The organism is Burkholderia pulmonis (genome assembly GCF_984667975.1).
Map to the genome: position 1 here is coordinate 1,873,121 of NZ_OZ480187.1, position 20,029 is coordinate 1,893,149.

The window sequence follows — 20,029 nt, forward strand, 5'->3', positions numbered from 1 at the left end:
CCGTACGCTTCGTCATCCTCAGAAGGCGTTGCGGCCGAAGAAACCGCGCACGACCGTCAGCAGGATGATCTTCATGTCGAACCAGAAGCTCCAGTTCTGCATGTAGAACAGATCGAACTTCACGCGCGCCTCCATCGCCTCGACCTTGCGCGTCTCGCCGCGATAGCCGTTCACCTGTGCCCATCCGGTGATGCCGGGACGCACGCGGTAGCGGTACATGTAGAAGTCGATCAGTTGCCGATAGAAGTCGTCGTGTTCGATCGCGTGCGGACGCGGGCCGACCACCGACATCTGCCCGAACAGCACGTTGAAGAACTGCGGCAGCTCGTCGAGCGACGTGCGCCGCAGGAATGCGCCGACGCGCGTGATGCGCGAATCGTTGCGCGAGGCCTGCCGCACGATGCCCGGCTGTGCGCGATGCACGCGCATCGTCCTGAACTTGAAGATGTTGAACTCGCGGCCATCGACACCCTTGCGGCGCTGCCTGAACAGCACCGGCCCCGGCGACGACAGCTTGACCGCGATCGCCAGCATCGACAGCAGCGGCAGCAACGGAATCAGCACGCCGAACGCGAACAGCCGGTCGAACGCAAACTTCGCCCATAGCTCCGGCGCGGAGCGCGGCGTGGTCGCGAGATTGATCGCCGGCATGCCGAGCACGTCGGTCGCGGAGCGATCGACGACCGCCATCTGCCGCACGTCGGGCAACAGCCGCAGCTCGACGAACTCGTCGCGCAGCTCGCGCACGATGCGCTGGATCCGCCACTCGTGCGACATCGGCAGCGTGAGCCACACCTCGTCGATCCCGCCGCCGCGAATCAGGTCGCGCAACGCGTCCCAGTCGTCGATCACCGGCACGCCACCGATACCGCCCGCGGCGGCTTGCGCATCGTCGTCGAATACGCAGGCGGCCACGAACGGGCCATTCGGCGCGCGCTGCATCCGCTCGATCGCGACGCGCCCGTACGCCGTTGCACCGACGACGGCAACGCGGCGCTGCCGCATGCGCGGGTCGTCACGCGTCAGCGCGAGCGCCAGCAACGCCGCGCGGCCGAGCAGCAGCGCCGCGTCGCCGGCCAGCACGGTGTGCACGATCCAGCGGGTCGTGACCGTGCCGCCGCGATTCATGATCCACATCGTGCCGGCCACCGTCAGCACGCTCGCGCAAACGACCGCCACCGCCGTCTGCGTCAGCACATGCGCGCCGCCCTGCGCCGCCAAGCCGCCGCGCACAGTGCGCAGGTAGCGCGGCAGCAGCGCCACCGTCAGCACGCACAGCAGCGCGATCGCGCCGCGCTGCGCATCGGACAGTTCGCGCCACGCCAGGCCCGACGCCACCTGCGCGGCGAGCGCCCCGGCCAGCACGAGCACGACGTCGGCCGCTGCGATCGCGGCACGCCGCATCGCATTCGTTCCACCGGACATCGCCTGCATCGTCACGCACCATGTGCCGGGAATCCGCAACGCTCCTCCTGCATGCGCGGGCGCACCGGCGCCAGCCTCGCATTCCCGCGCGTGCCGAGCAACCGGCGATAGTCGGCGCGAATCAGGTCGTAGCATTCGCACGCGTGATGTTCGAGGCCGTCGCGGTCGAGCACCGTGATGCGACCGCGGCGTTGCCGGATCAGCCCGGCTTCCTGCAGGTTCCCGGCCGCCTCCGTCACGCCCTCGCGGCGCACGCCGAGCATGTTCGCGATGGTCTGCTGCGTGACGGCCAGCTCGTCGCCGTCGATGCGGTCGTGCGCGAGCAACAGCCAGCGGCTCAACTGTTCGCTGACCGAGTGGTGCCGGTTGCACAGCGCGCTGCGCGAAATCTGCGCCATCGTTGCCTGGCAGTAGTTGAGCAGCAGCCGATACGTCTGCGGCGACCGTTCGAATTCGGCGCGCATCACGCAACTCGGCACGCGATAGGCCATCCCGCCGATACGCACCTCGACCCGGCTCGACGCGGCGACGCCGCCAACCAGCGTCCCCAGCCCGACGACGCCTTCGCGGCCGACCACCGCCACCTCGACCATCGCGCCGTCCTCCATCAGGTGCTGCACCGACATCATCGCCGTCGTCGGGAAATGCAGATGACGCATCGGTTCGCCGACCCTGTCGAGCATCCCGGCCTTGATCCTGACCAGTTCGAGATGCGGTGCGATGGTGCGGATGCTGTCCTCCGGGAGGGCAGCAAGGATGGCGTTCGCCGAGTAGCTCGAGTGAAGATGAAGCATGTCTGTATCCCTTTTATTGTCCGCGCCGCCTGCAGCTTCATGCGCGGAACTCGTTATCTCGATGCGTGCCCGGACGTTGACAGCGGTTGCGGCCACAACCCTGAATCCGACTGACCATCGGCTAGTCATCGCCGGATCGATTCGACCGTCCCGTTTCGGCACGCCCGCCCGAATAAGCGATTTACGTGCCAATACCCGCCCATCCTTAATATATGAATAACGTTCGATTTAGATCGCCCGAATAACCGGCTTCAAGCCCGAAAAAGCGTCTCATTTCCGGACACTCTTCCATGCAGCGGACACAGCACGCGATTCGACTGACCATTTCCCGTGCATCACGGCGCGACTACCCTCTCGCACCCGCAACGCTTATCGGTCAATTACTTACAGGCGATTTTCAATTGTTTCCGTGATGTATGAAGCGGCATTTCGGAGCACTGCCGCGCTTCACACGCTCGTTTGAAACTGTCTCACGCTTGAATCGACACCCTCATTCCGGGCTCTGTCATCTGCCGCACATATCGCCCACAAGCCCATGATTAGAATAGGAAATATGACGAACCCCATTTATTTGTCAAATAATGTTCAATGTCCACGGACACGTTCTAAGCAAGATGCGCCGCATTGCGCGATTCATTCCCGGTTGACGCCGAATGCCGGGCAGGCGCAACGCTCCATTTCCAGATGATTAATTCCATGGAAAATGAATCATTAAATCCGCATAACGTTTGCGCCCAATCAAAATCGTCAAACTTTGTGAAATGACGTAATGAGCAATTGTTCGAACTCAATTGCGTGCTAGCCTTTTTCCAGTTTCGTCATTCTGTTTTCGATGAACACAAGTCCGCACGATCGTGCGAAATTCCCGGCTCCGGGATATCGCCGCGACGACGCGCGACCGCCACCCTACGAGGATGAGCCGTGACTCAGCAGGCCCCCGACGCCGTCGCTTACACGAGCGGCATGATCGAGCTTTCCCACAGCTTCGAAGCCAACCGGTTTCTCGCGGCCATCGACCGCGACGAGCTCGCCACGATGACGCCCCACCTTCAGCTCGTTCACCTGAAATCGGGGCAAGTGCTCTGCGAACCCGGCGAAATGCTCGCCGCGGTGTACCTGCCCGTCACGACCGCGATTTCGCTGCAGTACGTGTCGTCCGGCGGCATGACGCTGGAAGTCGCGGAGATCGGCAGCGAAAGCGTGGTCTGCGACGACGTGATCGGCGGCAGCGGCCGGATGCCCTGCCGTGCGGTCGCGTGCCGCGACGGCTTCGTCTACCGGCTCGACCGGCGCGTATTCGCGGCCGCGTTCGATGCGTCGCCGGTGATCCGGCATCTCGTGTTCGTCTGCGTGCGGCTGCTGATGGCGCAGGTGTCGCAGATCACGTTCTGCAGCCGCCATCACGTGCTCAAACATCAGTTATGCAGATGGTTCCTGCTCGCGTTCGACCGTACGCGCAGCATCGAGATCCAGGTGACGCACAGCATGCTGGCGCAGATGCTCGGCGTGCGGCGGGAAACGGTGACGGATGCCGCCGGCGAAATCCAGAAGCTCGGCCTGATCCGGCAATACCGGAGCTCGATCGAGCTGGCGGATCTCGACGGCCTCGAAAGGATGTCGTGCGGCTGCCGCGCGATCGTGCGCGACGAGATGAAGCGCATCCTGTCGGCCGATTCGGGCGTGCCGGCCGCGTCGCGCGCCTGACCGGCGTGCCGGAACGGGACGGCGCTTCGGCGCCATTCTCCTTCCGGGTCAGCTGATTGTAGGGTGGCGAACAGAACGCCGTGTCTGCCAATGGTCTACTGATGCCGGACTGCCGGGGGGACGTCAGCGCACATCGCGCGTTTGCCCGAGCGGACGACACCACGCACGCCGGAGCAGCACGTGAAAAACGAAATCAGAACCATCCTGAAGCACGTCGCCCACCTCGAAGCCGCGATCGATTCGATCGGTGACGGGGACGACCTTTACGAAGCGGGCCTCTCCTCGCTCGACACGATCCAGCTGATGCTCGCGATCGAGAAGCAGTTCAACATCGAGATTCCCGACGAGATGCTGAACCGCAACCTGTTCCGCAGCATCGACGCACTCGCGGACACCATCGCCACGCTGCAACGCGCCGAGCATTCCGCATGAGCGCGCTGCTTCCCGAACTCGCGGCCGACAGCGACTCGCATCGGCTCGACGAGGCCGCGCATGCCGTCGCGCAGATCGCCGCCCAGCATGCGGATGCGGTCGATCGCGACGCGCGCTGCCCCGTCGAGGCGATCGAGGCGATGCGCGCACGCCGGCTGCTCGGCGCGATGGTCCCGACCCATCTCGGCGGTGCGGGCGCATCGCTGGAAGACATTGCGTCGGCCTGCTCGATCCTCGGCCAGGCGTGCGCATCGTCGGCGATGGTGTTCGCGATGCACCAGATCCAGGTCGCCTGCATCGTCGATCACGCCGCCGACCAGGGCTGGCACAAGCTGTTCCTGCAGCAGCTCGTGCGCCACCAGTGGCTGCTCGCGTCGGCCACGTCGGAGGACGGCGTCGGCGGCAACCTGCGCGCGAGCCAGTGTGCGCTCGAAATCGACGGCGGCGGGTTCCGGTTGCACAAGTCCGCGCCGACGATCTCGTACGGCGACTACGCGGACGGCATCCTCGCGACCGCGCGACGCGATCCGGACGCCCCGGCTTCCGAGCAGGTACTCGTCACGCTGCTGCGCGACGGCTATACGCTCACGCGCCGCGGCGAATGGGACACGCTCGGGATGCGCGGCACGTGCAGCAACGGCTTCGTGCTCGACGCACAGGGCGCCGCCGTGCAATGCCTGCCGGTACCGTTCGCGAAGATCGCCGAGGAAACGATGGTGCCGGTCTCGCACATCCTGTGGGCCGCAGTCTGGATCGGCGTGGCCGGCGACGCATTCCATCGCGCACACCAGTTCTTCCGCGCGCAGGCGCGCCAGACCGACGGGGCGCCGTCGCCCGCGGCACGGCGCATCTCCGAATCGCTCGCGCTGATGCAGGCGATGCAGGCCCGCGTCGACAACGTGCTGCGCCTCCATGCGAACGCGTCCGCCCGCTCGTGGTCGGCCGGCATGGCCTGGGCCGCCGAGATCAACACGCTGAAGACCTACGTGTCGTCGACCGCGCTGGAAGTCGCGCACCAGGCGATGATGATCTGCGGGATGGCCGGCTACAAGCAAGGCACGCCGTTCAGCATCGGCCGCCACATTCGCGACCTGCACGCGGCGCCGCTGATGATCAGCAACGACCGCATTGCCGCCAACACTGCGAGCCTGCTGCTCGCGCTGCGTCCCGCGACGCTGGAGAAACATACGTGAACGATCGCCTCGCCGTGCCCTCCGCCCCTTCCGTTCCCGCCGACGCACCGCTCGACCGCGCGGGCGTCAACCCGCTGCGCGACGAACTGATCGACGCCGGCCTGCTGATCTCGACCGGCATCCAGGGCCTGTTCGGCCGCAGCGAACGATTCGAGCGCGTCGTCGAGGCGCTCGACGCATTCGTCACGCGCCTCGGCGCCGACCAGCAGGCCGAAGTGCTGCGGTTCCCGCCCGCGATGAGCCGCCCCGAATTCGAGCGCAGCGAATACATGAAGAGCTTCCCGCAGCTCGCGGGCAGCGTGCATGCGTTCTGCGGCGACGAACACCAGCACCAGCGCGTGCTGCAGTGCCTCGATCGCGGCGACGACTGGACGGAAAGCCAGAAACCGACCTACGTCGTGATGACGCCGGCCGCGTGCTACCCCGTCTACCCGGTCGTCGCGCGCGCGGGCGCACTGCCCGCCGACGGCCGGATCGTCGACGTGTTCTCGTACTGCTTCCGTCACGAGCCGTCGCTCGACCCGACCCGCATGCAGCTGTTCCGGATGCGCGAGTACGTGCGGATCGGCACGCCCGAACAGATCGTCGCGTTCCGCGAGACGTGGATCGAACGCGGCACGCGGATGATCGACGCACTGCAACTGCCGAACGCGATCGATCTCGCGAACGATCCGTTCTTCGGCCGCGGCGGCAAGATCGTCGCGAACAGCCAGCGCGAGCAGAACCTGAAGTTCGAACTGCTGATCCCGATCGAGCACGACGGTCGCCAGACCGCGTGCCTGAGCTTCAACTACCACATGGACCATTTCGGGCTGCTGTGGGACATTCGCACCGAAACGGGCGACGTCGCGCACACGGGCTGCGTCGGCTTCGGCCTCGAACGGCTCACGCTCGCGCTGTTCCGTCACCACGGCTTCGATCTCGACGCGTGGCCGCAAGAAGTGCGCGACGTGCTGTGGGGCACGCGATGAGATTCGTTTCCCGCGACGGCGAAGACGCGTCGTTCGACGATGTGCGCCACCGCGCGCGCCACTACCGGCCGCACCCGCTGCATAGCCAGGAGATGGTCTGGAAGCAGACCAACTGCTACGTCGACATGTGGCTCGAGGTGCTCCGGTGGTGGGGCTTCAACCCGTATGCGGCACTGCCGTTTACGATCGCGCTCGACTTCGAGGGCGACCAGTTCACGTTCTTCAAGTTTCCGCACGACGAGCTGGAGCGGCTCTACGGGATCGTCGTGCAGGAACACTCGATCTACGAACCGCTCGACCAGCACATCGAGACGCAGGTCGCGCGCGGTCACCTGATGATCGTCGAGGTGGACGCGTGGTTCCTGCCCGACACGCGCGGCAGCAGCTACCGCACGCAACACACGAAGACGACGATCGGCATCGACGCGATCGATCGTGCGAAGCACCAGATCGGCTATTTCCACAACAGCGGCTATTACGTCGCCGAGGATTTCGACTACAACGGGCTCGTCGGCGGCAGTTCGCCGATGACGTTGCCGCCGTACGTCGAATGCGCGAAGCGGCGCTTTGCACCGCTCGACGAGCGCGCGCTCTGCGAAGCGTCGCTCGCCGCCCTGCAGCGCCATCTGCGGCGCCTGCCCGTCGTCGATCCGATCGCGGCGTTCCGCCGGCAGTTGCAGACCGACGCACGGACCCTCGCCGGCTCGCCGCTCGAGCACTTCCATGCGTACTCGTTCAACTCGGTGCGGCAGCTCGGCGCGAACTTCGAACTGTTCGGCCACTATGCGCGCTGGCTGCAGGCCAGCGGCTGCGTCGGGCCGTTCGCCGAGATCCGCGCCGCGTGCGACCGCATCGCATCCGAGGCAATGGTGCTGGAATTCCGGCTCGCCCGTGCCTGCGCGCGCGGCAAGGAAGAACGCGGCGACTCGACGCTCGAAGCGATCGGGACTGCCTATGTCGACCTCATCGCCTGCGCGCGACAGATCGGCTCGCCGCTGCGGCACGCGACGCCCGTCCATTACGATGCGGCGCCCGTGCCGGCCATGCGGTGACGCACGCGCACACGCTGCCCGCGTGGTCGATGCTGGCGACGGCCGCGGGCGCGGTGCGGGAACCGCACGACCTCCCCACCGACGACGCCGGCTGGATCGCGGCGCCGGTGCCCGGCACGGTCGCACAGGCGCTCGTGCTGGCCGGCCGGCCTGACGAAGCGGCGTCGCTCGACGAACGGGACCACTGGTACCGGATCGAGTTGCGCGGCCACGGGCCGCGCATCCTGCGCTTTCACGGCCTCGCGACACTGACGCAGGCCTGGCTCGACGACACGCCGATCCTGCGCTCGGACAGCATGTTCGTCGCGCACGACGTGCCCGTGATGCTCGACGGCACGCACCGGCTGACCCTCTGTTTCCGCGCGCTCGCCCCCCATCTGCGCGAGACGCGCGCGCCGCGCCGGGCGCGCTGGCGCACGCGGCTCGCCGAGCCGGCCGCGCTGCGCACGGTCCGCACGTCGCTGTTCGGACACATGCCCGGCTGGTTCCCGCCGTATGTGCCGGCCGGCCCGTGGCGCCCCGTCGACGTGCACGATCCGGCCGACGGGCCCATCCTGGCCGATTGCAACCTGCAGGCACGGGTCGAAGGCGACACGGGCTGGCTGGACGCGGAACTGACGTTCGCCGCGCCGCTGCCCGACACGCTCGCGGCGCGACTGTCGTGCGGCGAACATCACGCGACGCTCGAACGTGTCGGCACCGACCGGCTGCGCGCAAGCGTCGCGGTACCCAGCGTGCGTCGCTGGTGGCCCCACACGCACGGCGATCCGGCGCTCTACGAGGTTGCGCTGCATCTCGGCGACACGCGGCGGCCGCTCGGCTCGACGGGTTTCCGGACGATCGAGGTCGATACCGGCGCCGACGGCAAGCGCTTCGGGCTGCGCATCAACGGCGTGCCCGTGTTCGCGCGCGGCGCATGCTGGAGCAGCGCCTCTCCGCTTGCATTGCACGCCGACGACGCGACCTACGGGCGCCTGCTCGGGCTCGCGCGCGACGCCGGCTTCAACATGCTCCGCGTCGGCGGCACGATGACCTATGAAGCCGACGCATTCCACGCGTGGTGCGACCGGCTCGGGCTGCTGGTCTGGCAGGACTTCATGTTCGCGAACTTCGATTACCCGCTCGACGACCCTGCGTTCGCGGACAACGTCGATCGCGAAGCGAGTCAGTTCCTCGCGCGTCATCGCGCGTCGCCGTCGCTTGCGGTGCTGTGCGGCGGCAGCGAGATCGCGCAACAGGCGGCAATGTCGGGGCTTGGCCCGAAGCAGCGCTTCGTCGAACTGACCGCCGACCGGCTGGCCGGCCACGCCGCCGCGTACCGCCCCGATGTCCCGTACGTGCCCGATTCGCCCGACGGCGGCGTGCTGCCGTTCACGCCGCGCGAGCGCGTGTCGCACTACTACGGTGTCGGCGCCTACCTGCGCCCGCTCGACGACGCGCGCCGCGCGGACGTGTGCTTCGCGAGCGAATGCCTCGCATTCGCGAACGTGCCGGGCGATGCGACGCTTGCCGAACTTGGCTGGCCCGGCGTGCACGAGCCGCGCTGGAAGGCAGCCGTGCCGCGCGACCCCGGCACGTCGTGGGATTTCGACGATATCCGCGATCACTATCTGCAGACGCTGTACGAAGTCGTGCCCGACCGGCTGCGACGCGAGGATCCGGCCCGCTACATCGAGCTGTCGCGCGCGGTGATCGCCGACCTGATGCGAGAGACGTTTTCCGAATGGCGACGCGCCGGCTCGCGTTGCGCCGGTGCGCTCGTATGGCAGTTCCTGGACGTGATGTCCGGCGCCGGATGGGGCGTGATCGACGCCGCGCACCGGCCGAAATCGGCGTGGTACGCGCTGCGCCAGGTGTTGCAGCCAATCCAGGTACTGCTCGTCGACGAAGGCCTGAACGGGCTCGACGTGCATGTGGTCAACGAGCGCCCGGCGCCGCTGTCGGCGGCGCTCGAACTGGTCGCGCTGCGCGACGGCCGCACGCCGGTCGCGCGGGCCGGCTGCCCGGTGCGGATCGCCGCGCACGACACGGTACGGCTTGGTTCGGCCGAGTTGCTCGGCCGATTCTTCGACTGGACCTACGCGTACCGTTTCGGGCCCTGCGAACACGATACGGTCGTCGCGACGCTGCGCGCCGACGACGGCACGCTGCTGTCGCAGGCATTCCATTTCCCGTCCCGCACGCATCCGGCCGTGCTGGCACGCCGCGAACCCGGGATCGAGGCGTGCGTGTCGCGCGCCGGCGATACCTGGCACGTCGACATCGACACGCGGCACGTCGCACGTCACGTGCAGATCGACGCACCGGGTTTCATGCCGAGCGACGACTGGTTCCATCTCGCGCCCGGCATCCCGGCGCGTATCGCGCTCATGCCGCTGGAAACCGGCGGGAAGCATCCGGCCGGCGACGGCACCGTGCCGCCCATGGTGGAGATCCGTGCGGTGAACGCCGTGCGTGCGGTGCGCGCCACGCAGGCCGGATGAGGCGGCGCTCGCGGCCTCCGCGAGCGTCATGCTGCCGCCGGAAATCAGTCGGACGAACCCGTACCGCGCGGCCGCTCGATACCGTACGCTTCCATCCAGCGATACAGCGTTGCACGCGACACGCCGAGTTCGCGTGCCGACGCCGCGACGCGGCCACGCGTGCGCAGCAACGCGGTTTCGATCGCCTCCCGCTCGATCGACTTGCGGATGTCGGCCACCGACGGCGACGCCGCGTCGAGACAGTATTCGAGCTCGAGATCCTGCGCGGTGATCAGCCGCCCCTCCGTCATCACGACCGCGCGGCGCACGCGATTGATCAGTTCGCGGACGTTGCCCGGCCAGTCGTGCTTGTAGAGCGCCGTGATCGCATCCGTCGAGAACCCGCGCACGCGATGGCGCGCGTCGCCGCGGAAGCGCTCCAGCATGTGGTGCGCGAGCAGTTCGATGTCCTTGCCGCGCGCGCGCAGCGGCGGCTGGTCGATCCGCATCACGCACAGGCGGTGGAACAGGTCGGCGCGAAAGCGCCCTTCCTCCATCGCATCGCGCAGATCGACGTGCGTCGCCGACACGATCCTGACATCGACCGGCACCGGATCGCTGCCGCCGAGACGATGAATCGCACGTTCCTGCAGAAACCGCAGCAGGCTCGCCTGGCTCTCGTGCGGCAGGTCGCCGATCTCGTCGAGCAGCAGCGTGCCGCCGTTCGCGGCCTCGACATAGCCGATCTTGCGCGCGTTCGCGCCGGTAAACGCGCCGCGCTCATAGCCGAACAGTTCGGATTGAAGCAGATGCGGCGGAATCGCGCCGCAGTTGACCGCCACGAACGGGCCGTTGCGCCGCTCCGAATGACGATGGATCGCGACGGCCGTCAGTTCCTTGCCCGTTCCCGTTTCGCCGAACACGAATACCGGTGCGTCGGTGCGCGCGAAACGCCGCACCGTATCGAACAGCCGCAGCATCGCGCTGCAGGTGCCGACGATGCCTTTCTCCTCCGATTCGAGCTGTTCGCGATCGCGCGCGAACAGGCACTCCATCCCGTACGCATGGCCGACCGTATCGGCGATCCGCTGGTGCGACGCCGGCAGCGTGACGTAGTCGAAGCAGTAGTCGCGCAACAGCGCACGCACGTTCGGCGACGCGGTCTGGCCGACGTCCACGAGCGCGACCCAGACGACGTCGCGCATCGACGCGCAGGTCGACGCGATGCTGCCGATCGCATCGGCATGGCCGCCGCTCAGATCGAGGATGCCGCAGGTAATTTCACCGGACGTGTCGCGCAACTCGCTCGCTTGCGCGACGATCGACACTTTCCAGTCGCGGCGCGACAGTTCCTTTCGCAGCATCACGGACGGCGATTGCGTCCAGTAGATCAGCGGACGCGGCCCGTTACCGCTCCCCGCGCCGGCGCTCTTATCGCGCGTTATTGGCATATTCATAACGAACCATCACTTCTTTCTCCACTCCGCGAACCGTTCGCGTGCGCTGCGGCCGGCGGCGCATGGCCGCCTGTCCGTGCCGCGTTTCCGCAGCCTTGGCGAAGATCGAAACTGCACACGGCGAGAACCCCCGGAGGTCGAGCCGGATGTCATCCGGCCTCGTTGTCATCGAACTCGAACGGAATGCGCGGCTGCGGGAGCTGCGACATTCCGGCTTTGAAACGACCCGCCGTCAGGCGGGGCACGTCGGCAAACGGAAATGCCGTCCGCATGTGCGTCGCGTCGTACACGACAGTCGCGCCCGATGCTGAACCGGATGGCGGCCGGCCCGTTCCCGGATCCGCCGCCGAACTTCATCCATTCGTGAATTTACACTCCGTTTCCGGAAGCCTTGTTACCAAAAGATAATCCTGAATCAACTGGTTACGCCGCCGGGTGCCGGGTGCGACGCGCCTTTGATTACCAAGATTTGATTATCTATGACCATTCGCGTCAATCAGTGGCAAATACTACTTTTCCGCGAAACAGACACCGATGATTGCCCGCGATTCTCACCGAAATTCGTGAAAAAGGCCGGCACCGCACGCCACGTGCCGCATAATCGCTCGCGCCGCCTGCCGGCCGCATCGTCCGGAAACGGCGTATCGCCCGCCCGGCCGTTACACGTCGTAATCAACCAGCGGGGTCGCCGGTCACGTTCACAGCGCCGTCTGGCCATGCCGGGCTTGCCGGTCGCGCATGCCGTCTTCGGCCGAAGCGTCGTCACCCGACGTGAAACCCGCCGAACCGGCTATCTCTTCCCGCAACGCAGCATAGCCATCCATCACGAAGCGCGTGAGCTCGTCCCGAAAGCGCGCCGAGCCGAAGAACTCGGCATTCGCGCGACACGCCTGCGGATCGATCGACCCGCGCGGCAACGCTTCGAAGCGCGCAAGCGCGTCGACCAGCGCGTCGACCGTTTGCGCGCGGTAGAACAGGCCCGTTGCGCCGGTGCCCGGCCACGCGCGCACCGATTCGCGCACGCCGCCCTTCCCGTACGCGATCACGGGCGTACCGCACGCCTGCGCCTCGACCGGCGAAATGCCGAAATCCTCTTCCGCCGCGAACACGAACGCGCGCGCCCGCTGCAGGTGGTCGTGCAGCACGTCGAACGGCTGGTAGCCGAGCAGCGTGACGTTCGGCCCGGCCAGCGCGCGGATCTTCGCCATTTCCGGCCCGTCCCCGATCACGACGAGGCGGCGCTCCGGCGTACGCGAGAACGCGTCGACGATCAGGTCGATCCGCTTGTACGGCACGAGCCGCGACGCAGTCAGGTAGAACCCTTCCTTGTCCGGCCGCATCGACAGGTGGTCGACGTCGACCGGCGGATAGATCACCGTCGCATCGCGCCGGTAGGCCTTGCGGATGCGGCGTGCAATGAAGTTCGAATTCGCGGCCACGCGATCGACGCCGTTCGCCGACCGCGCATCCCAGTTGCGGATGTAATGCAGCAGTGCCCGCGCGATCGCCGATTTCGGCCCGCGCGCGAGCCCGGCCTCGTTCAGGTACTGGTGCTGCAGATCCCACGCATAGCGCACCGGCGAATGCACGTAGCTGGCGTGGAATTGGTCCGGGCCGGTCAGCACGCCCTTTGCGACCGCATACGAGCTCGACAGCACGACGTCGTATTCCGACAGGTCGAACTGTTCGATGGCAAGCGGGAACAACGGCAGGTAGCTGCGGTAGCGCGTGCGCGCGAACGGCAGCTTCTGGATGAAGGACGTGCGCACCGCGCGGCCGCGCAGGCAGTCACGATCCTCGAGAAAATCGACGAGACTGTAGACATCGGCCTGCGGAAAGCAGTCGATCATGTGCGCCAGCACGCGTTCGGCGCCGCCAGGCACGACCAGCCAGTCGTGAACGATCGCAATCTTCAAGTACTGCTCCCGGTTGATCATTGACGTTCGATATGGGCGGCCCGCGCGAAGCGGCCGCCATGACGCGCCAATTATCGGAAAGCACCCGCATGGCCGATGTGTGCTACCGCACATTGTGCTTTCGTCGCACGCCGGAACCGGCATACCGCGCGGGCCGGCAAACCGGAACCTGAGTGCGCTTTCGAACAGACCGGCACGCACGTCATCCGCATCATGATCATCGTCGCACCGCACCGGACGAACGCGTTCGTGCGGTACGGCGTGCTGAAGGCTTCATGCGAGGACCGCATCATGGAATGGCATTGTTGTGAATTCGAACATCTGAGCGCCGTCGATCTCTATGCAATTCTGCGTGCACGCAACACCGTGCTGGTCGTCGAGGATGCGCATACCCATCTCGACATCGACGGCAAGGACGCAGGCGCCATACACGTCTATGCAACCGTGCGCATCGGCGCCGCAGCGGAGGTCGCCGCCTACGCGCGAATCCTGCCGGGCGACGACATCGACCCGGACGTGGTGATCGACAAGGTATTGACGAGCGAAGCGTGCCGCGACGGCGACACGCTCGAACACCTGATCGAACGTGCACTGACGGCCGCGCTCGCCGCGTGGCCGGACGCCGCGCTGCGCATGCACGTCCCCGCGCCGCGCCAGGATTTCTACAAGCGATTCGGATTCCGCAAGGCATACGGACCGTATCTCGAACAGGGCGCGCCGTTCGTCGGCATGATCCGGCCGACCGACCGCGCCGCCGGCGCATTGCGCCAGCTGCTGTCCCGGGCCATCTCGACGGCCCGTCCCCGAAACGAAGACGCGCGCACCGGCGAACGTGTTCACAACCGGCTACCCGCCGATACCGGAGCCAACCGATGACCCGCACCCTACGCCCGGTTCCCGAGCCCGACCTTCCGCGCATTCTGCCGGTGATCCTCGCCGGCGGCTCCGGCACGCGCCTCTGGCCGCTGTCACGCGAACAGTTCCCGAAACAACTGATCGAGCTGACGTCGAACGAGTCGCCGCTGTCCGCGACGGCGCGCCGCCTGAACGGCATCTCGAACGCGGTGCTGGGCGACACGCTGTTGCTGGTGTGCAGCGAACAGCATCGCGTCATGAGCGCCGCGCAAGTCGTCGACCGGGCGGCGCCTGCGCGCATCCTGCTCGAGCCGGCTGCGCGCAACACGGCACCGGCACTCACGCTCGCCGCGCTCGACGCCAGCGTGCTCGAGGATGATCCCGTGCTTGCGGTCATGCCGGCCGATCACGTGATCACGGACGCCGGCGCGTTTCAGGATGCGATTGCACGCGCAGCACGTTACGCGCAGGAAGGCGCGATCGTCACGCTCGGCGTGCTGCCGCGCCGCGCGGAAACGGGCTACGGCTATATCCGGGTCGGCGAGCCGCGGACGAGCCACCACGGCGGACAAGGCGGCTATTCGATCGGGCGCTTCGTCGAAAAACCCGACGCAGCGCTCGCCGAACGCTATCTGCAGTCTGGCGACTACTGGTGGAACAGTGGAATTTTCGTCATGCGCGCATCGGTCTGGCTCAAGGCGATTCAAGCGCTCGCTCCCGAGATCCACACGGCCTGCGAGGCGGCATGGCGGGCAGGCGTCGCCGAGGATCCGTTCTTCCGGATCGACGCGGCGGCCTTCAACGCCTGCCCGTCCGACTCGATCGACTATGCCGTCATGGAACGCCTCGCCGAAAGCAGCGAACTCGGCATCGAAGGGATCGTGGTACCGCTCTCGGCCGGCTGGTCGGACGTCGGCACGTGGGATGCGATCTGGGAAATCATGCCGAAGGACGATCACGGCAACGTCGCGCGCGGCCCGACCGTGTTCGAGGACACGCAGGACAGCCTCGTGCGGTCGGAAGGCCGTCTCGTCGCGTGCATCGGGATGAAGGATGTCGTCGTGATCGAAACGCCCGACGCGGTGCTCGTCGCGAACAAGCACGACGTGCAGCGCGTGAAGAACATCGTCGCGCGCCTGAAGAGCGACCGGCGGCCACAGGCGAGCGAGCACCGCAAGGTGCAGCGTCCGTGGGGGCATTACGATTCGATCGATCTCGGCGAACGGTTCCAGGTGAAACGGATCGTCGTCGAACCCGGCAAGCGGCTGTCGCTGCAGATGCACTATCACCGCGCCGAGCACTGGATCGTCGTCTGCGGTACCGCGAAGGTGACACGCGGCAACGAAACATTCCTGCTCAGCGAGAACGAGTCGACGTATATCGCCGTCGGTGAAGTCCATCGCCTCGAGAATCCCGGCCGGATTCCGCTCGAGATCATCGAGGTGCAATCGGGCAACTACCTCGGCGAAGACGATATCGTGCGCTTCGACGACCAGTACGGACGTCCCGTCGTCGACACGCTGCCGGAACATCGCGCAATACCGCTCGCGACTCAGGAACCGCACGTACCGGCCGTGGAAGGAAGCATCGTGCGGTAAGCCCGGGCCGCGCACGCCGGCGCGCGCATCGTGTCGTCAATCGATGCCGCGCCCCGGCGAGCGGGCCCGCCTGAGCATTTCGCGCACGGGCGGCAACGCCGAGGTGTCCGCCCCGACCGCTTCGATCGACGCAGGCTGAACAACCGGCGTCCTGCACTGCACGGCCTTCGCGCCACCCGACGCACACCCTCCTGCTCCGCCTACCTGTACCGGCATCCCGCCGATCGCGGACAACCGGTTGTTCTCGATCCGGTACTGCGACACGTTTCCCCACACGCGAATGCCGTCGAACCGCGCACGCGAAACACGATTACCGATGACGGCCACACGCGCCACCGAGCCGGACCAGGTACTGACGTCGATAGCGGCCTGCTGCGTCAGCGGGCGTGGGTCGGTGCGTCCGGCCGCGGTCTGGATGTCGGAAATCTCGTTGTTCTCGACCAGCACGCCGGACGCGCCGTAGGTTCGCCAGCTGTCCTCCTGCGCCACGAGGATGCCCGCACTCACCTGCACGTTTCGCACCACGTTGTTCGCGATCGTCACGTCGGCGCCGCCGACGACGGTGATGCCCCGCCCCCACGCGTTGCCTTCGAGCGAGTTGTCGGCGATCAGCACGTTGCGACTGAGCACGCCGTCGCGCTGATAGCTCACCACGGCGATCATGTCGTCGCCGGTACCGCGCACGACGTTGCCCCGCACGAGCACGTTGCGCGCGCCGTGCGTGATATGGATGCCGTCCGCCAGCGTCGCCAGCACCTCGTTGCCGACGATCACGACATCCGTCCCGCCGAACACGAATATGCCCGCGCTGGCGCCGCCGTCGATGACGTTGTCGAGCACCTGCACGTCGTGCCCCGTCACCTCGACCTTGGTCGATTCCGGCGAATCGAGGCGCGTCGCGCCGGTTCCCGAGAGATGAAACCCGGTGAGCGTCGACCCGTCGCCCCGCATCTCGATCGTCTGATTCCCCGGAGCGGTCGCCGCCAGCGTCGCGCCGAAACCCGCCAGCACGACATGCCGCTGCCGCACGACCAGCGAACGGCCGACAACATACCGTCCGGGCTTGAACACCAGTCGCTGGCCAGGCTGCAGCACGTCCAGCGCGCGTTGCAGCTCATCAGCCTGATCGGCCGAGTCCGCGGCCGGATGCACATACGCGTCGGGCATGCCCGCATGAATCGCACCGGATGCGGGTGCTCCGGATACAGCCGCGGCGAACCCCGGCCACGCGAGCCCGCCGGCCATCATCATGCCGGCGATACCGGCGCATACACGAGACAGGGGTGGCGATCTGCGCATATCGAATCATTTCCGTGGAACAACCTGGCGCAAGAATCAACCGGTCGCATCGCCGGGCGCCAACACACGACTTCCCCGACGCGACGTGAGCGTATGCGCAAGCTTCACGAACGGCGCCTCACACAGTCGGTAGCCTGCCCACGCCAATGGAATCAGGGGCACGAGCGGTACGATCATGTAAAGGCCGAGCGGCCATCCAACGAAGTGGAAACGCTGACACAGCCAGTACGCCGCAAACAGCGGAAGACTGTGCAGCAAGTAGACCGAGTAACTGATCTTGCCGATCCATGAAAGCAGACGGATGCGAAGCTTCAGCAAGGTTGCGAGTATCGCGAATGTCGCGATACCGATCATGTACGCGAGCGAAATCGGAAGGTGGAACGCGTTGTGATGTCGCCAGTCGTTGATGGCCCCCACCAGCGCGATGCCGACGACCGGTATCGTCGCAAAGACGACCGCCGACCGGTAAGTCAGGGATAGCCGAGACAGCGCACCGCTTCTGGTCAGTCTGATCTGCAGCAGCTGCGAAGGGTTGTCATACGCCTGGCGAAAGCAGGCGCCCCAGAACATGATGCCGAGATGGTACGGCATGGTCTTGTACTGACTGAGAAGATCGGCCGGGAAGACATGCAATTCGAGCGTCAACACGAACAGTCCGCATAGCCCGACAGAGACAAGACACAGATGCAGCATCCGGTGCAGCGCCCCGCACCAGAACAAAATCAGGCATACCCCGTAGAAATACAACTCCGTTTCCAGCGTCCAGCCATGCGGCAGGATCAGGCTTTCCCCGAATGCAGCCGGAATCATGGTCACATTGGCCAGGATGCCGCGCAGGTCCATTGTTTTATCGAACAAATACCAATGAACGAAATACCCGGCGGGCAGCGCCAGCCAATAGGCAGGATACAGTCGAAGGAATCGCCGAACGAGGAACCGCTTCGTGCCCTCGCCCGTCTCGCCGTGCAGACTGGTTGGAATCAGCATGCCGCTGATCGCGAAGAAGATGACCACACCGATTCTTCCGAAATTCACGGAGCGTTGCAGGGTGTCGAGCACAACCTGTGAGCCGGCAAGGGGGACGAACCGTTCGGCATAGTGCGTCCAGATGACAAGTATCACCGCAACGGCACGCATCGCGTCGATATGGTGAAACCGCTCCGAATTCTTCGCTTTTGACATGACGGGAATAGTGAAGACTCAAGGCACAAGGCAGCTCGTATCCAAGACCGGAAACGCCGCTTCCGGAATCGACGAAGCAGACGGGGACGCCCTGCACATGTTCACAAACAAGCGAATGCCCGCGACGGCCGAGCGCGCGTCGACTACCTTGACGCGGCGCGCACCGCTGAACGGCGAAAACACCAGCTTGACGAAAACCTCAGGTGAGCCGGGCCTGGTTCACCTGAGGTCTGAATTCCTTGCATCGACCCAATACCACCAGGCGAGTGCGAGAACCGCATAAAAGACCGTGCGCGAGCCGAACATCATCCAGTATTCACCTTGCTGAACGGCAAAAGTGGCATACGAAAAGACCTTCGCCATCAGCCACAGCATCACGACCCCGCCGCGCATCGCGACCAGAATCTGCAGCGCACCGAGCGCGCCGTACACCAAGCCGGTCATCGCGACAAAAAGCGCGCCCCCGGCGTAGCCGAACCAATACACGGGCACGGCCATGTTCCCCATCGTGAAGGTCACGTCGTCGAACATGTAGGCCCTGAGCACGCTCGGCTCCGTGTACGACATCATCAGGTCACGCAAGCCGCTCGGTTCGGAATCGTCGAAAAAGGTCGGCATGGTCCAGGAACCCAGAGAGTTCACGAATCGCCAGAATGCGTCCGTGCCGCCGAGCCTCGGTGCCGCAAACATATGTGCGTCGTTGTCGACCACGTACCACGGCTGCCCCTGCAGCAGAAAGCGCGAAGAGAGCATATCGGTGACTTCGAGCCCCTGCCCCCTGTAGGAATAGACGATGGAAACGGCGCCGAGCAACAACGCCAATCCCGCACCGATGCCCAGATAGCGAACGACCGGCTTGCCGTTCATCGCATGAATCGAAATGAACGGAGCTAGCGAGCACAGCCCGATGTGCAGCACGGCCATGAATTGTTCGCCATGCATCACGTTGAGCGCCAGGTCGACGGCCATCGTCAGGATCGCCGCCACCCTGATGCGCTTGTCTGGGCTGGTGGCGATCGTGCCCAGCAGAAAGCCCATGAAGGACTGGTTGTTCAGGAACAGGTTGAACATCATCCCGTTCGATGAATCATTCCGCAGTGCATACCGATTGATGCCGGAAAACAGCGAGAACCCTGACGTGAGACCCGCGATCACACCGATCGCAATGATCGTGGCCGCGAGCCCGAAACCGATCGCGATGCTGATCGGTTGCAACGTGATCCGCGCCTTGATCGCTTCACGCTTCGGGCGTTCGTCCAGGAATCGATCGAACGCGACGAGCGCGCAGACGACAAAAATCAGATAGAACGACAGAAGCCGGCTGAAGGCCCCGGTCGCGTCGCCGATGACGTCGGTTTCCGTCAGATAGCCGCCGTCCTCCAGACCCACGCCCGCAAGGAATGCGGTCATTGCGATCGCCAGCACGTAAAGCATCGACACGGCAAACACCGGACGCGACCTGACCAGCCCGACGAGCCCCAGTGTTGCCAGCAGCAACGTGCACAGGGCGCTCAGTTCCTTCATTCCGAGCGCCGGCATCACTGCGTTGAACAGCAAGGCAAGCGTGAACAGCGTCAATACCACCACGCCGGTTGCGGATACGAACCCGCCGTTGCCGCCCAATGCTCCCGTCGTCTTCTTCATCGTGCCGCAACCCGAAATCCGTTCCATCCTTCACCATCGACTGGA

15 protein-coding genes are annotated in these 20,029 nt (G+C 65.7%); 8 read left to right on the forward strand and 7 right to left on the reverse strand.

Features of this window, described 5'->3' with window-relative positions:
- Positions 1-18 precede the first annotated feature (18 nt).
- Positions 19-1,425, reverse strand: a complete 1,407-nt coding sequence (locus tag AC5LXK_RS25155) for an undecaprenyl-phosphate glucose phosphotransferase (RefSeq protein ID WP_493391396.1) — start codon at positions 1,423-1,425, stop codon at positions 19-21.
- An 11-nt stretch (positions 1,426-1,436) separates the two neighbouring features.
- Complete coding sequence (locus AC5LXK_RS25160) at positions 1,437-2,219, reverse strand: Crp/Fnr family transcriptional regulator (protein ID WP_493391397.1); 783 nt, start codon at positions 2,217-2,219, stop codon at positions 1,437-1,439.
- 921 nt (positions 2,220-3,140) lie between these two features.
- Between AC5LXK_RS25160 and AC5LXK_RS25165 the strand changes: the two genes are divergently transcribed.
- The 6 genes from AC5LXK_RS25165 (at position 3,141) to AC5LXK_RS25190 (ending at position 10,054) form a co-directional block, all read left to right on the forward strand.
- Positions 3,141-3,923: a Crp/Fnr family transcriptional regulator gene (locus AC5LXK_RS25165; RefSeq protein WP_493391398.1), complete on the forward strand. Its 783-nt coding sequence runs from the start codon at positions 3,141-3,143 to the stop codon at positions 3,921-3,923.
- A gap of 180 nt (positions 3,924-4,103) precedes the next feature.
- Positions 4,104-4,355, forward strand: a complete 252-nt coding sequence (locus AC5LXK_RS25170) for an acyl carrier protein (RefSeq protein ID WP_060105147.1) — start codon at positions 4,104-4,106, stop codon at positions 4,353-4,355.
- On the forward strand, positions 4,352-5,548 hold the full coding sequence (locus tag AC5LXK_RS25175; RefSeq protein ID WP_493391399.1) for an acyl-CoA dehydrogenase family protein: 1,197 nt from the start codon (positions 4,352-4,354) through the stop codon (positions 5,546-5,548). Before AC5LXK_RS25170 ends, AC5LXK_RS25175 begins: the two co-directional genes overlap by 4 nt.
- The gene (locus AC5LXK_RS25180) at positions 5,545-6,519 is read left to right on the forward strand and encodes an amino acid--[acyl-carrier-protein] ligase (protein ID WP_493391400.1); all 975 of its coding nucleotides are present in this window, start codon (positions 5,545-5,547) and stop codon (positions 6,517-6,519) included. Before AC5LXK_RS25175 ends, AC5LXK_RS25180 begins: the two co-directional genes overlap by 4 nt.
- Positions 6,516-7,571 (forward strand): DUF1839 family protein, encoded by a 1,056-nt coding sequence (locus AC5LXK_RS25185; RefSeq protein WP_493391401.1) that lies wholly within the window; start codon positions 6,516-6,518, stop codon positions 7,569-7,571. The genes AC5LXK_RS25180 and AC5LXK_RS25185 overlap by 4 nt, the downstream gene beginning before the upstream one ends.
- Before the next feature lie 29 nt (positions 7,572-7,600).
- Complete coding sequence (locus tag AC5LXK_RS25190; protein ID WP_493394052.1) at positions 7,601-10,054, forward strand: glycoside hydrolase family 2 protein; 2,454 nt, start codon at positions 7,601-7,603, stop codon at positions 10,052-10,054.
- Positions 10,055-10,098: 44 nt separating this feature from the next.
- On the opposite strand, the gene AC5LXK_RS25195 is transcribed toward AC5LXK_RS25190, so the two are convergent.
- Both AC5LXK_RS25195 and AC5LXK_RS25200 read right to left on the reverse strand, forming a co-directional pair.
- Complete coding sequence (locus AC5LXK_RS25195) at positions 10,099-11,490, reverse strand: sigma-54 dependent transcriptional regulator (protein ID WP_493391402.1); 1,392 nt, start codon at positions 11,488-11,490, stop codon at positions 10,099-10,101.
- Positions 11,491-12,188: 698 nt separating this feature from the next.
- Positions 12,189-13,406 (reverse strand): glycosyltransferase family 4 protein, encoded by a 1,218-nt coding sequence (locus tag AC5LXK_RS25200; protein ID WP_493391403.1) that lies wholly within the window; start codon positions 13,404-13,406, stop codon positions 12,189-12,191.
- A 213-nt stretch (positions 13,407-13,619) separates the two neighbouring features.
- On the opposite strand from AC5LXK_RS25200, the gene AC5LXK_RS25205 reads away from it, so the two are divergent.
- Positions 13,620-14,282, forward strand: coding sequence for a GNAT family N-acetyltransferase (locus AC5LXK_RS25205; RefSeq protein ID WP_493391404.1), 663 nt, complete (start codon positions 13,620-13,622; stop codon positions 14,280-14,282).
- Positions 14,279-15,859, forward strand: a complete 1,581-nt coding sequence (locus AC5LXK_RS25210) for a mannose-1-phosphate guanylyltransferase/mannose-6-phosphate isomerase (protein ID WP_493391405.1) — start codon at positions 14,279-14,281, stop codon at positions 15,857-15,859. The genes AC5LXK_RS25205 and AC5LXK_RS25210 overlap by 4 nt, the downstream gene beginning before the upstream one ends.
- A 36-nt stretch (positions 15,860-15,895) precedes the next feature.
- Here AC5LXK_RS25210 and AC5LXK_RS25215 read toward each other — a convergent pair whose 3' ends face one another.
- From AC5LXK_RS25215 to AC5LXK_RS25225, 3 genes are all read right to left on the reverse strand, one after another.
- Entirely contained in the window at positions 15,896-17,158 is a 1,263-nt protein-coding gene (locus AC5LXK_RS25215; protein ID WP_493391406.1) for a right-handed parallel beta-helix repeat-containing protein, read from the reverse strand.
- Positions 17,159-17,194: 36 nt separating this feature from the next.
- Positions 17,195-18,340 (reverse strand): acyltransferase family protein, encoded by a 1,146-nt coding sequence (locus tag AC5LXK_RS25220; protein WP_493391407.1) that lies wholly within the window; start codon positions 18,338-18,340, stop codon positions 17,195-17,197.
- Between the two features lie 219 nt (positions 18,341-18,559).
- The gene (locus AC5LXK_RS25225; protein WP_493394053.1) at positions 18,560-19,984 is read right to left on the reverse strand and encodes a DUF6418 domain-containing protein; all 1,425 of its coding nucleotides are present in this window, start codon (positions 19,982-19,984) and stop codon (positions 18,560-18,562) included.
- Positions 19,985-20,029: the final 45 nt, after the last annotated feature.